The sequence below is a fragment of the Skermanella rosea genome (assembly GCF_016806835.2).
Taxonomy (GTDB): Bacteria; Pseudomonadota; Alphaproteobacteria; order Azospirillales; family Azospirillaceae; genus Skermanella; species Skermanella rosea.
In genome coordinates this window covers 246,478-259,457 of record NZ_CP086113.1, presented here as the reverse complement: position 1 = coordinate 259,457, position 12,980 = coordinate 246,478, and the positions used below count along the sequence as shown (strand labels likewise).

Sequence of the window (12,980 nt, the reverse complement as noted above, 5' to 3'; positions counted from 1 at the left end):
ATGTCACACCAGCTGGCCGGCTCCTTCGACCAACTCCTGGCAAGACGAGCGGCGGCCTTGCAGTCCAGGGCCCGGCCAGGCTGCCGGGATAGGCTCGGCCTCCGGCATGCAAGGGGCGGGACGGTTCCCACCCGCCTCCCGGTCCAGCAGCGCCGCCAGCTCCGAGGTCAGCGCCTCGGGTCGGAACGGCTTCTGGAGGAAGGCAAGGCCCGCGACGTCACAGGGCCGCTCGGCATGTCCCGTTATCAGGAGGATCGGAAGGTCGGGTCGCAGGGCGCGCACCGCGCGCGCGAGGGTGGCACCGTCCATGCCGGGCATAGCGTAGTCGGTCACCAGCACGTCGACGGCGGTGTCCGAGTTGAACAGGTCCAGGGCCTCCGCCCCGCCCTCGGCGACAAGCACCCGATGGCCGGACTCCTCCAGGATCGCGGCCACAGCCATCCTGACGAGTTCATCGTCGTCGGCCAGCAGCACCGTCCCGCCGCCGCGCCGCGTCGGCGCGGCCGGGAGCGGGTCGGTCCTCCCGGCCTCGGCCGAGGCGCGCGGCAGGTATACAGACACCGTGGTGCCCTTGCCGGGCTCGCTGTCGATCCGCACGCCGCCGCCCGACTGTGCCGCCATGCCGTACACCATGCTCAGACCCAGGCCGGAGCCATGGCCGGGTCCTTTGGTCGTGAAGAACGGCTCGACAGCCCGTGCCCGGGTCTCGGCGTTCATGCCGACGCCGGTATCGGACACGCGGAGGACGACGTACTCCCCGGGCGTGACATCGACGGTGTGCTCCACGGTACACCCCCGCCCAACCACTGCGTTCTCGGCGCTGATGCGGACCAGACCGCCCGCGGCCATCGCGTCTCGGGCATTGACCGCCAGGTTCAACAGACCAAGCTCGGCCTGGGTGCGATCGACGTGGGCGGGCCAAGTGCCCTCGGCCACCTCGATGGCGATCCGGACGAGGCCGCCCATGCTGTGCTCCAGCAGCGGGCGCATGCCATCGAGCAGCGCTCCCATGTCGGTCGGCTTCGGCGAGAGCGCTTGGCGCCGCGCGAAGGCCAGCAGTTGCTGGACCAACCGCCCCCCGCGTTCGATACCCTGATCCGCCGCGGCGAGGAGCTCGCGCGCCCGGCCATCGGTGACCCGGGGCCTCAGCGCCGCCAAGCAGCCGCCGACGCCCTGGAGCAGGTTGTTGAAGTCGTGCGCCACGCCGCTGGTCAACTGGCCCATGGTCTCCATCTTCTGGGCCTGAACCAGTTGCGCGGTCCGCTCCTGGACGCGCCGCTCCAGGTCGGCATTGACGTGCGCGAGTATTTCCTCGGCATTCCGCCGATCGGTGAAGTCCTGCACCGCACCGACGATCCGGACGGTACGGCGGATACCGTCAACCTCGGTGAACTCGGCGCGTGCCATGGTCCGCACCCACCGAACCTCCTTGTCAGGTCGTACGATGCGCGTCTCGTTGCACAGCATGCCGGGACCGGACGGGTCGCGGAGCATCGTTGAACTGGCCAGTACGCCCGCGCGATCCTCGGGATGGTAGCTGGCCATGACGGCGCCGACCGTGACCGGCGTCCCGGGATCCCAGCCGAAGATCGCAAAGGTTTCGGGCGACCAGACTTGTCGGTCCGACGGGACGTCCCACTCGAAGATGCCGACCCCTGCGGCCTGGACGGCAAGACGCAAACGCTCCTCGCTCGCACGGAGCGCCCGTTCGTCCTGCCTGCGCTCGGTCAGGTCGATGACCACACCAACGATCCCGGCGGCATTCCCTTCCGCATCCGGGAAAGAGGCTTTGAAGAACCGCATCTCCCTGTCGCCGCCCTCGGCATCGGGCACGACCTCGTCGTAGACCACGGTCTGCCGGCTCGCAAGCGCGGTCAGGTCAGCTTCCATGTGGATGCGGGCGGCCTCCGGCGGCACGACGTCGCGAGCCGTCTTGCCGATCAGGCTGGCGCGGTCCAGTCCGAACCAGCGCTCAAGGGCGAAGTTCACGTCGACGTAACGCCTTTCCGTGTCCTTGACGAATACGGGAAGCGGGATCGTGTCGATGAGCGTGCGCTGGAATCGATGGCTCGCCTCAAGGGCCAGCGTCGCCACCTTCCGGTTGTCGATGTCGTCGATGATCCAGACGGTGCCGAGGTCGGGATCGGCCGGGGACACCCGGCGCCCGATGAGACGGGCCCAGAATCCGGTGCCGTCGGCCCTCGGCAACCGGACCTCGTCATCGACGGTCCCGCCTGCGTCCAGGCGACTGTCCTGGTCCGACGCCATGGAAGGATGGACAGCTTCGGCCGAGGCCCCCCTGAGATTGTCCGGATGCGACCCGAGCATCTCGGCCGCCCGCGGGTTGACCATCCCGATGCGCCGGTCGCGGTCGACGATAGCGATCCCGACGGGCACCCCGGCCAGGACGGCCTTGAGGTGGGCGGCCGTCGCCCGTTGGGCATCCTCTGCCCGGCGTCGGCGGGTGACGTCGGTGTGCGTGCCGATCACCCGCAGCGGCAAGCCGTCCGGACCGCAACTGATCACGACGCCGCGGCCCAGGATCCACCTGTAGCCGCCGTCCTTGCAACGCACGCGGTGCTCGTTGACATAGACCGACGCCTCCCGGGAGAGATGCCGGTTCAGGGCAGCGTGGACCGCCTCGCGGTCGTCCGGATGGACCCGGCTGTCCCATTCCTCCAGCCGGTTCGCGATCTCGTCCTCGGCGAAGCCGAGCATCGCCTTCCAGCCTGGGGAGAAGTAGACCTCGTTGGTACGGGCGTTCCAGTCCCACACACCGTCTCCGACCGCTTCCAGCGCCAGGCGCCAGCGTTCCTCGGCCTCGGCCATCCGCCGCGCCGCGGCGGCCTCCTTCCGGGTCGCCAGGACGATGAGCAGTCCCACGGCAATGATGAAGGCCGAGGCCTGGGCTCCTGCCAGGAGAAGGATCTGGCGGTGTTCCTCGAAGGCGGCCAGCACCTCCTGTTCGGACAGCATCACCAGGACGACCAACGGGTAGGCCGTGAGCCTGCGGTAGGCGCCAATGCGGGTGATGCCGTCCAGGCGGCCGGTCAAGGTGACGGCGCCCCGGTCCGGCTGGTCGGGCTGGAAGTAAGGCCGATCGGAGGGCAAGGGCTCGTCGTAGGGGGCCTTCACGGCATCGGCGCCGCTGGCCTGCGCCCGCACGTACCGGTCCCTTCCGATCAGGGTTACCACGCCTTCCCGGCCGGCGTCGATGGCCCGGTAGAAGCTGGCGAAGTGTTCCGGGTCGACCGACAGCACCATGACGCCGTCGAAGGAGCCGTCCGGCGCGATGATCTTGCGGGCCAGCTGGATCGACCACTTGCCCGACACCCGCCCGCTGACAGTCCTGCCGATGAACAGGTCGTCGTCCGCCGCGTCCCGGGGACCCCGGAAGTGTTCGCGGTCGCTGAGGTCCACCGGGCCAGTGGCCGGGGCAAGGCTGGAGTAGCCGAGGAAGCCACTCCGGTCGATGACGCTGATCTGGAGCACCGGTTCGGCGGCGAGAATGTTCAGAAGTGGCTTGGCGCCCGCGGCGAGATCCCTTTCCGCGTACCGGTACTCCTCCCGCAGGTGCAGCAGGACGCGGTCGAGGCGGTTGAGCGTGCTCTCCACGTGCGCCCCGAAGGCACGGGCGAGGTTGGCGGCGTCGCTGTGCGCCTTGCCGATCGTTTCCTGGCGGTCGTACCGGACGGTGCCAAGCAGTCCTCCCCAGACGGCAAGAAGCACGACGGCGCAGACCGTCGCCATGACGGCAGGCGCGCAACGGAAAGGAAGGTGCTTCTTTTTTTCCTGGGGCATGCCGGCCGCCGCTCCCCGCCCAATGTCACCACCGCCCGATCCGGTCAGCACCGCGCTCCTGATGCGCGACAGGACGCAGGCCACAGGACTGAAATGAAACGGTCGAGTTATTATTTTTCGATTAAATTACTTCAATTGTATATATTCAAGGATGAACCCTTGGGATTTCGGGAAGAACGGCAGCGAGCGCCGATACAACCGCCCTTGGCATCCTGCAGGCACAGTCACAGGATCTTGGCCGGTGCACAAGGACTCTGAATCTCAGGCGCTCCTCACGCAGCTGCGGTCGCAGTATTCCGCTCGGCCATGGCCTGCGCCCAGAAGGTGCACAGGGTCCGGCGCGAGATCGGATGGCGCTGGACGTTGAAGGTGTTGTAGGTGGCAGCGTGCATGGAGACGCTTCACCGTCACAAAAACACTGCCCGCAAGCGAGGCCGGTCGCCGTGACGTGGCGCGGGACCGCCGGATCTGGCGGGACAATCGTCAGCTCCGGATGCGCGAGGAGCCGGAGCGGCTGGTGTTCATCGACGAGACCGCCACCACCACGAAGATGACCCGGCTGCGGGGCCGGGCACCTTGCGGGCAACGCCTCAAAGGCCGGGCGCCATTCGGCCACTGGGGCACCCAGACCTTCATCGCCGCCTTGCGCTGCGACGGCCTGACCGCCCCCTGGATGATCACCGGAGCGATGAACCGCACGCTCTTCGAGACCTATGTGGAAACCCAGCTCGCCCCGACCCTGCGGCCGGGCGATGTGGTCATCCTCGACAACCTGTCCAGCCACAAAAGCGAAAAGGCCAAAGCCATCCTCAAGCAACGCGGCGCCTGGTTTCTCTTCCTGCCGCCCTGCAGCCCCGACCTCAATCCGATCGAGATGGCCTTCGCCAAGCTCAAGGCCCATCTGCGACGCATCGGCGCCCGCACCATCGAGGAACTCTGGAAAGCCGTCGGATCGATCTGCGATCTATACACTCCAAGCGAGTGCTGGAACTATCTCAGACACGCCGGATATGCGTCAGATTAAAGGCTCAAAGCTCTAGCGCCGGCTTCGGCCCAGAGCGTGTCGGCTTCGTGCCGTCCGCTTCCAGCGCTGCGAGTTCCGTCATAACCTCATCTACGAAGACGTCAACGTCGGCAAAGGCGTCCCAGGAGGCCGGACCAGTCTTGGCGGTTCTGACGGCGGTACCCATATACTGCTTGCTCGATGACTGTTGACGACGACTCCCGGCATAGCCCGTCAACCTCCCGCGTGTCAGCCCTCTTTCATCTCAAAGTAGCATACCGGTTAGCACAGGGCGGCACACCCAGTCTGCGAACAGGTTCTGAAGGACAGCACGCTGGCCGCCTACGCCGCCAAGGCCGAGCGGGGCCTCGATGCCCTGGTCGGCGTCCCCGCCGCCCATCCGGCCGGACGCGAGCTGCAGCGCCTGGTCAAGGCTTGGCGCGGCAAGTTCTTCGTCTTCCTCGCCGACCGCCGCGTGCCGCCGACCAACAACGCCAGCGAGCAGGAAATCCGCTCGTCCGTGGTCTTCCGCAATTATGTGGCGCGTCTGATTATGCGCAGTCCGCGGCGGTCAGCTGTGCAGTTTACGTGATTCCACGGCGTCCTGGCCAGTCCGGGCTGCGCTTGCGCTCGGCATAATTGGGGTTCCCCCTTGATGTCTCAGTTGCATTGAGAGGGAGCAACAGACATGTCGAAGTTGAACCGCGCCGGGATTCCCGGAGGCCGAACTGGTTGAGTCATGCCGCCATCCCGAATGGCAACATGCTGCGACTCCTGGTCGGAGAGGTGGATCAGGCCGCGGCTCTTGGGTGGCCGAAGGTCTTGGAGCGCATGCTGCGTCGCCGCAAGCGCGTAATCAACCACCCACGTGTCGTTCGAGCGTCTCGCCCGGTCTACCGGCCCTGGCCTGCGGATCAGTGAAGGCGGTGAAGGATCTCTGCACGGTTGCAGGGTCCAAGCCCTGCGCAATGACGACGATCCGCGTGGCCGGAATGCCGTCGGGCCAGGCGTCGAGGTGAACCGGCTTGTGGATGAGATGTTGCACTCCCTGGACGACGACGGGAGTGTCCACTCCCCGGATCCACAGCAGCCCCTTGAGGCGAAGCACTTCCGTTCCGTGGCGGTTGAGCAGCATCGACAGCCAGAGCCCGAAGCGGGCCCAGTCGAGCGGCTTCTCCGCCGTCAGCAGGAAGGCCCGGACGCCGCCGTGGCGGTTCACGTCAGGATGGCCGTGCCGGTGATGGTCTTCACCGGGCTCCGAGGCCAGCCAGCGCGCGACTTCGCCCCGGCGGGCTTCGGCATCGTGGATGTCGTCAAGGATCAGCGACACGTCCGGCGTCCGGGATTCGTCGAGCCGGACCCTGTCCGCCGTCGGGTTCAGCGCGGCCAGGCGGCGTTCGACCAGATCGACTGTCCAGGCGTCCGCCAGATCGATCTTGGACAGGATGAGCCGGTCGGCAGCGGCGGCCTGGCGGACGGATTCCGGGTGTGCGTCCAGGTTCCGCTCGCCGTTGACGGCATCCACCACCGTCACGATGTTGCCGATCCGGAAGTGGTGGCGCAACGCCGGGTCGGCCACCAGGGTCGCGACGATCGGCGCCGGGTCGGCCAGCCCGGTCGTCTCCAGGATCAGCCGGCCGAAGGCGGGCACCCGCCCGGCGGCACGCCGCCGGTCCAGGTCCAGGAGAGCTTCCTTCAGGTCGCCTCGGATCGTGCAGCAGATGCAGCCGCTCTTCAGGAGGACCACGTCGTCGTCGATCTCCTCGACCAGGAAATGGTCGATCCCGACCTCGCCGAACTCGTTGATCAGGACCGCCGAATCCCTCAGTTCCGGACGGGCGAGCAGGCGCTTCAACAGCGAAGTCTTGCCGGAGCCGAGAAAGCCGGTGAGGATGTTGACCGTCACCGGCGGCAGCGCGCTGGCGGCCAAGGCGTCAGCCACGGCGGCCGGCATATTGCCGCGCCTCCATCGCCTCGATCACCGCCGGGTCAAGCGGGTCGCAGGTCCGTCCGGTGAGCCGCTCGGCCTCGGCCCAGACGGCGCCGAACTGGTCGACCACGGCGGACTTCCCGGTCCGGCCGGTCAGGGTGAAACGGTTCGCCCACTCCGTCAGCTTGAGCCCGTAGAGGGCAAGCACCTCGTTGGCGACGGCAGCGCGCCGCCTCCGCTCGGCCGATGGGGAAAGCGCCGCACCTTCCCCCAGGCCGTCGGTCCAGTGATCGGCAGCCCCGAACGTTCCGCACAACCCGCACATGGCTTCATCGCCTCCCATATCCGCTTGCCGTCATGAGTGGGGCCGCGCCGTGCCGGACTTGGGAAACCGGCGGGCGAAGTCCTCGGCGATCGTCTCCATGGTCACGAACTTCACCCCGTCGTGGCCCTTCAGGTGGTCGAACAGCCGCTGGTGCATCTGAAGGACATGCGGCTTGCCCGAGACGTCGGGATGGATCGTCAGCGGGAACACGGCATAGTCGTAGTTCTCGTACACCCAGTCGAACTGGTCGCGCCACGTCTGCTCGATGTCGCGCGGGTTGACGAAGCCGTGGCTGTTCGGCGCCGCCTTGATGAACATCATCGGCGGCAGGTCATCAAGGTACCAGGACGCCGGGATCTCGATCAGGTCAGTCTCCTCGCCGGAGACGTAGGGCTTCATCCAGGCCGACGGATGCTGCGAATAGTCGATCTTCGTCCACTGGTCGCCGACCGTCACGTAGTAAGGGTGATGATCGTTGTGCATCAGGGAATGGTCGTACTTGATCCCCTTCTTCAGCAGCAGCTCGTTCGTCTTGGAGCCGAACTCCCACCACGGCGCCACGTAGCCGCGCGGCGGCTTGCCCGACAGCTCGGCGATCAGGTCCACGCACTTGTCGAAGACCGCCTCCTCCTGAACGGGGGTCATGGCGATCGGGTTCTCGTGGCTGTAGCCGTGCATGCCGACCTCGTGCCCCGCGTCGGCGACGGCCTTCATCTGCTCGCGGAAGGTCTCGATCGAGTGGCCGGGCATGAACCAGGTGGTCTGGATGCCCCATTGCTCGAACATGCGCAGCAGCCGCATGCTGCCGACGCGCCCCGCGAAGACGCCGCGCGAGATGTCGCACGGGCTGTCCTCGCCGCCGTAGGAGCCGAGCCAGCCCGCGACGGCGTCCACGTCGATCCCGTAGGAAACCAGGATTTCTTTGGCCATCTGTCTGTTCTTCCCTGCAATTTGATGTCTGTTTCGAGAATACCGACGGCGGCTTCAGTGCCCGCGAAGCCGCATCTGCCGCCGGATCTCCTGCGGGTCCTTCCCCGCTCCCAACAGCAGCGCCAACAGAATCCGCGCCTTGATGCCGCTGAGGTCGCCGCAGAAGATCGCGCCGGCCGCCGCGAGGTCGGAGCCGCCGCCGGCGCCGTAGATCGGCTCGACCCGCCCCTGCGGAGAGCGTGAGGTGACGGCGACGGGGATGCCCCGGCCGATCGCCTCGACCGCGGCTTCCGTCACCTCCGGCGTCGCGTTGCCGCGTCCGAAGGCTTCCAGGACCAGGCCGCGGGCGCCGTTCGCGACCGCCGCCCGGATGAACGCCGCGTCGGACCCCATGACCAGCTTGATCAGGTCCACGCGGGCCTCGATCCCGTCGGCGGCGATCGGATCGTGCCGGATGGTGCGGCGGTGCAATCGGACGCGGCCGGCATCGACCTCGCCCAGCTTGCCGTGCTCCGCCGACGCGAAGGTGCCGAGCCGCGACGCGTGGGTCTTGGTCGCGTCCCGGGCCGCGTGGATCTCCTGCCCGAAGACGATCAGCGCGCCCAGCCCGCGGGCCTCGTCGCACGCGGCGACGCGGATGGCATCGGCGAGATTGCGCGGGCCGTCCGAATCCGGCTCGTCGGCATGGAGTTGCGCGCCGGTGAAGACGGCCGGCTTGTCCGACCTAACGGCCAGGTCGGCGAGCCAGGCGCTTTCCTCCATCGTGTCGGTACCGTGCGTGACGACCACGCCGGCGACCTCCGGCTCCGCCAGGATCGCGTCGATCCGCCGCCCCAGCCGGAAGGCCATGGGCAGGTCTATGCGGTAGCTGCCGACATTGGCGAACTCCTCCGTCTTCACCTCGACATCGGGGGCGAGCGGTCCGAGCGAGGCGATCAGCTCACCGCCCGCGACGTTGCTGACGACGGACGCGTGCTCCGCGCTGTAGCGCGAGGCGATCGTTCCGCCGGTGCTGAGAACGACGACATGTGTCACCGGGTCTCTCTTCCCTTTCCTCAATACCGTCCGACGAGCAGGCCGCCGTCCACGACGATGACCTGTCCCGTGATGTAACGGGCGGCGGGCGATGCAAGGAACAACGCGACATCGGCAATTTCTTCAGGCTCGCCGACGCGGCCCATCGGGATGTAGTCGGCCGCGGCCTCCAGCCCGGCTGGACCGAGCGAGTGGACCTCCGACAGAGCCTGGGCGGTGCGGATGTATCCGGGTGCGATGCCGTTGACCCGGACGCCGTCGCGTGCCAATTCGACCGCGAGGCCGCGGACCAGCCCGACCACGCCCGACTTCGCGGCGGAATAGTGGACGTGCTCGTTCCAGCCGTAGGCGACGCCCATGATCGAGGACATTGCAATCACGCTGCCGCTGCGCCGCTCGCGCATGCCGGGAGCCGCCGCGCGCACGATCCTCATGACCCCGCCCAGGTCGATGTCGAGCGTGTGGTTCCACTTCTCGTCGGTCAGGTCCGCCAGCGGGACCTTGTGCGCGATGCCGGCATTGGCGACCACCACGTCGATGCCGCCATGGGCGGCAATGACCGAGGCGACGATCGCTTCCGCCCCGGCGGTATCGCGCACGTCCAGCCGGTGGAACTCCGCCCGCCCGCCGGAGGCGACGATCCCGGCCGCGGCCTCCGCCCCCATGGCGTCGAGCACGTCGGTCAGGACGACATGATAGCCGGCGGCTCCGAAGGCTGTCGCCGTGGCGCGGCCTATCCCGATGCCGGCGCCCGTTATCAGTACAGTCGGCATGATGTCACCTCAGATTTCACGGCCATGCGCAGGCACCGCATAGGGCGACAACCCTCGTTTCAGGAACCCGCCGTCGCCCGGTTCGCCGACGATCCGGCCCTCCTCCGCGACCAGCATGCCGCGGAGATACGTGGCGACCGGCCAGCCGGTGACCGCCATGCCCTCGTAAGGCGTGTAGTCGGCGCCATGGTGCATCAGCTCCTGCCGGATCGTTTCCTTGCGGTTGGGGTCCCACAGGACGAGGTCGGCGTCGAAGCCGGGCGCGATCGATCCCTTGCGCGGGTAGAGCCCGTACATCCTGGCGTGGTTGGTCGAGGTGAGCGCCACGAACTCGTTCAGGCTGATCCGTCCCTCGACCACGCCCTTCGAGTACAGGATCGGAAGCCGCGTCTCGACGCCGGGGATGCCGTTCGGCACCCACCGGAACGAGGTCCGCGCGTTGGGATTCAGCTTGCCCTGCTCGCCCTCGTAGTAGAACGGGCAATGGTCGGAGGAGAAGGTCTGGAACACGCCCGTGCGGATACCCTCCCAGATTGCCTCCCAGCTCGCGTGGTCGCGCGGCGGCGGGGAACAGACGTATTTACCGCCGGTCTCGTCCATGTTGAGACCCTTCAGGTCGTCCGCCGTCAGCGCGATGTACTGGGGGCAGGTCTCGCCATAGACCTTCAGGCCCTTGTGCTGCGCCCAGCGGATCTGCTCCATCGGTTCGCGGCCGGAAACATGGACGATCATGACCGGCACGTCGGTCAGTTCGGCATGGCTGATGGCGCGATGCGTCGCCTCGCGCTCGACCGACTCGGGGCGCGAGACCGCGTGGTAGTAGGGCGCCTTCCTGCCGGCCTGCTCCAGCCGCTCGGTCATGAAGCGGATCGCGTCGTAGCCTTCGCAATGGACCATGACCAGCGCGCCGCAGCTCCGCGCGCAGTCGAACACCTCCAGCAACTGACGGTCGTTCAGCACCAGGTCATCATAAGTCATGAAGACCTTGAACGAGGTGTAGCCGTCGTCCACCAGGGCCGGCAGCTCCTGGCCCAGGACGCTGGCGGTCGGGTCGCTGATGATCAGGTGGAAACCGTAATCGCAATAGCTCCTGCCATCGGCCTCCTTGTGGTAGTCGGCGACGCTGGCGCGTAGCGACGCGCCGCGCGGCTGGAGCGCGAAGGGGATCACGGTGGTGTTGCCGCCGGCGATGGCGGAGCGCGTGCCGGTCTCGAACCCGTCCGCCATGGCGGGGCCGCCGAACGCCGGCTGGGCCAGGTGGACGTGGCTGTCGATGCCGCCCGGCATCACCAGCAGGCCGGAGGCGTCGACCCGGGCCGCACCATCCTCCAGCCGGTCGGCGACGGCCGCGATCCGGCCGGACCGGATGCCAACGTCGGCCCTGACCGTGTCCGCAGCGGTCACGACGGTGCCACCACGGATGATCAGATCGAAATCACTCATCACGAATCTCCCTTCAGTCCCGTTCCCGCGTCAGACCATCACGTCGCCGCCGTTGGGCGACAGCGTCTGGCCGGCATAGAAGGCGCCCGCCGGGGAGGCGAGCAGCAGTACGGTGGGGGCGATCTCCTCGACCTGCCCGAAGCGGCCGATCGGAAGCTGCGCCTTCTTCATGGCGCGCCATTCCTCGGTCAGCCCCATCAGCAGCTCCGTCTCGACTGGGCCGGGAGCGATCGCGTTGACCATAACGCCGTGGGGCGCCCCCTCGTAGGACAGCGCTCGGGTGAAGCCGACGATGCCCGCCTTCGCGGCGCAGTAATGCGCCAGGCCGGGAGCGCCCTTGTAGGCGAGCTGCGAGGCGAAATTGATGACGCGGCCGTAGGACCGTTCAACCATCCCTCCGAAGAAGGCATGGGTGACCAGGAAGGTGCCGCGCAGGTGGACGCCGATCATGCGGTCCCAGTCGGCGACGGTGATCCCGGTGAAGGGCTTGTCGCCGCCGATGCCGGCGCAGTTGACCAGGATGTCCACCTGCCCCAGCCGCTCCTTCGCCCAGGCAGCCATGGCCGCGACATCCGCCTCGTCCGCGACGTCGCAGTGCATTGCGTGGACGGTGAAGCCCTCGCCGTCGAGCCGGGCGGCCAGCGCCCCGGCGTTGGCCTCGTCGCGGTAGTGGCACAGCGCCACCTCGGCACCGTGGCGGGCGAACAGCTCGACCACGGCGGCGCCGATGCCGCGGCTGCCGCCCGTGACCAGGGCCTTCCGGCCGGCGAGACTGAAGATGGCCGTCATGTCCCTTTTCCTCCTGTTCAGGCGGTTGCCCGGCCGTGGAGCCAGTCCGCATAGGCGCGCACGCCCTGTTCGAATGTCATGTCCGGCCGGAAGCCGAGATCGCGCTCGACGGCGGAGATGTCGAAGCGGCGCTGCACATCGTCCACGGGATCGGCGCCCTCCCCCAGCTCGATGTCGGCATCCGGCAGGATGCCGCGGACGACCTCGCCGATCTCGGCCAGGGTCAGGTAGCTGCCGCCGGTGACGTTGTAGGTCCGGCGCGGGAGGTCCGGCGTGTCGAGCGCCATGACCAGCGCCCGGGCCGCGTCCTCCACATGGATGAACTGGCGGTGGAAGTCGCGCCCGAACGGGATGCGGGTCGGACGGCCGGCGAGCGCGTCCGTGATCATGGTCCGTACGACGCAGTCGGTCGTCCGGCGCGGCCCGTAGACCCAGGACAGCCGCAGGCTGACGCCGTCGACTCCGTACTGCTTCGTGTAAGTGGAGACGAGCTGCTCGCCCGCGACCTTGCTGGCGCCGTAGACGCTGCCGGGGTTCATCGGCACGTCCTCCGGTACCGGGCCCTCCGGCGTGTCGCCGTAGGCGCTGGTGGAGGAGCAGAACACGAAGCGGGCGCCGTGGATGCGCGCGATCTCCAGCACGTTGGCGGTGCCGACGATGTTGACCTGGACCATGGAATGCGGGTTGTCGCGCGCCACCATGGGGCCGGAATGGGCGCCGCAATGGACGATGCCGGTGATGCGGTTCTCGACCGCGAGGGCGTGCAGGCGGTGCACGTCGCCGACGTCGCAGACCGTGACCGGCAGCCCGTCGGAAGTTGCGGACACGCGGTCGACCGGCAGGACGCGGCTGCCCCGGCCTTCGAGAAGGATACGGACGGCGTTGCCGATCAGGCCGGCGGCGCCGGTGACCAGGATCGTGGACTCGTCGCTCATGTCGTACTTGTTCCTT

9 protein-coding genes and 2 pseudogenes are annotated in these 12,980 nt (G+C 67.9%); 2 read left to right on the top strand and 9 right to left on the bottom strand.

Annotated elements, in window-relative coordinates; genetic code table 11:
• Positions 1–3: 3 nt before the first annotated feature.
• Positions 4–3,801, bottom strand: a complete 3,798-nt coding sequence (locus tag JL101_RS32565) for a PAS domain S-box protein (protein WP_203104304.1) — start codon at positions 3,799–3,801, stop codon at positions 4–6.
• 376 nt (positions 3,802–4,177) lie between these two features.
• On the opposite strand from JL101_RS32565, the pseudogene JL101_RS32555 reads away from it, so the two are divergent.
• A pseudogene (locus JL101_RS32555) lies at positions 4,178–4,825 on the top strand (IS630 family transposase); the annotation flags it as partial.
• Between the two features lie 301 nt (positions 4,826–5,126).
• Positions 5,127–5,336: pseudogene (locus JL101_RS32550) on the top strand (IS66 family transposase); the annotation flags it as partial.
• A 324-nt stretch (positions 5,337–5,660) separates the two neighbouring features.
• Here the strand turns inward: JL101_RS32550 and JL101_RS32545 are convergent.
• From JL101_RS32545 to JL101_RS32510, 8 genes are read right to left on the bottom strand one after another with little or no spacing between them, the layout of a single operon-like run.
• A complete protein-coding gene (locus JL101_RS32545; RefSeq protein ID WP_228435624.1) occupies positions 5,661–6,758 on the bottom strand; it encodes a CobW family GTP-binding protein in 1,098 nt (365 codons plus the stop codon).
• On the bottom strand, positions 6,739–7,077 hold the full coding sequence (locus tag JL101_RS32540; protein WP_203104307.1) for a hypothetical protein: 339 nt from the start codon (positions 7,075–7,077) through the stop codon (positions 6,739–6,741). Before JL101_RS32540 ends, JL101_RS32545 begins: the two co-directional genes overlap by 20 nt.
• 12 nt (positions 7,078–7,089) lie before the next feature.
• Positions 7,090–7,989, bottom strand: a complete 900-nt coding sequence (locus tag JL101_RS32535) for a polysaccharide deacetylase family protein (RefSeq protein WP_203104310.1) — start codon at positions 7,987–7,989, stop codon at positions 7,090–7,092.
• Between the two features lie 54 nt (positions 7,990–8,043).
• Positions 8,044–9,048, bottom strand: a complete 1,005-nt coding sequence (locus JL101_RS32530) for an asparaginase (RefSeq protein ID WP_407697463.1) — start codon at positions 9,046–9,048, stop codon at positions 8,044–8,046.
• The gene (locus JL101_RS32525; RefSeq protein ID WP_203104316.1) at positions 9,045–9,797 is read right to left on the bottom strand and encodes an SDR family NAD(P)-dependent oxidoreductase; all 753 of its coding nucleotides are present in this window, start codon (positions 9,795–9,797) and stop codon (positions 9,045–9,047) included. The genes JL101_RS32530 and JL101_RS32525 overlap by 4 nt, the downstream gene beginning before the upstream one ends.
• Positions 9,798–9,806: 9 nt before the next feature.
• The gene (hydA, locus tag JL101_RS32520) at positions 9,807–11,240 is read right to left on the bottom strand and encodes a dihydropyrimidinase (RefSeq protein WP_203104319.1); all 1,434 of its coding nucleotides are present in this window, start codon (positions 11,238–11,240) and stop codon (positions 9,807–9,809) included.
• Positions 11,241–11,270: 30 nt separating this feature from the next.
• Positions 11,271–12,029 (bottom strand): SDR family NAD(P)-dependent oxidoreductase, encoded by a 759-nt coding sequence (locus JL101_RS32515; protein WP_201081978.1) that lies wholly within the window; start codon positions 12,027–12,029, stop codon positions 11,271–11,273.
• A 17-nt stretch (positions 12,030–12,046) separates the two neighbouring features.
• Entirely contained in the window at positions 12,047–12,964 is a 918-nt protein-coding gene (locus JL101_RS32510) for an NAD-dependent epimerase/dehydratase family protein (protein ID WP_203104322.1), read from the bottom strand.
• Between the last annotated feature and the right edge of the window lie 16 nt (positions 12,965–12,980).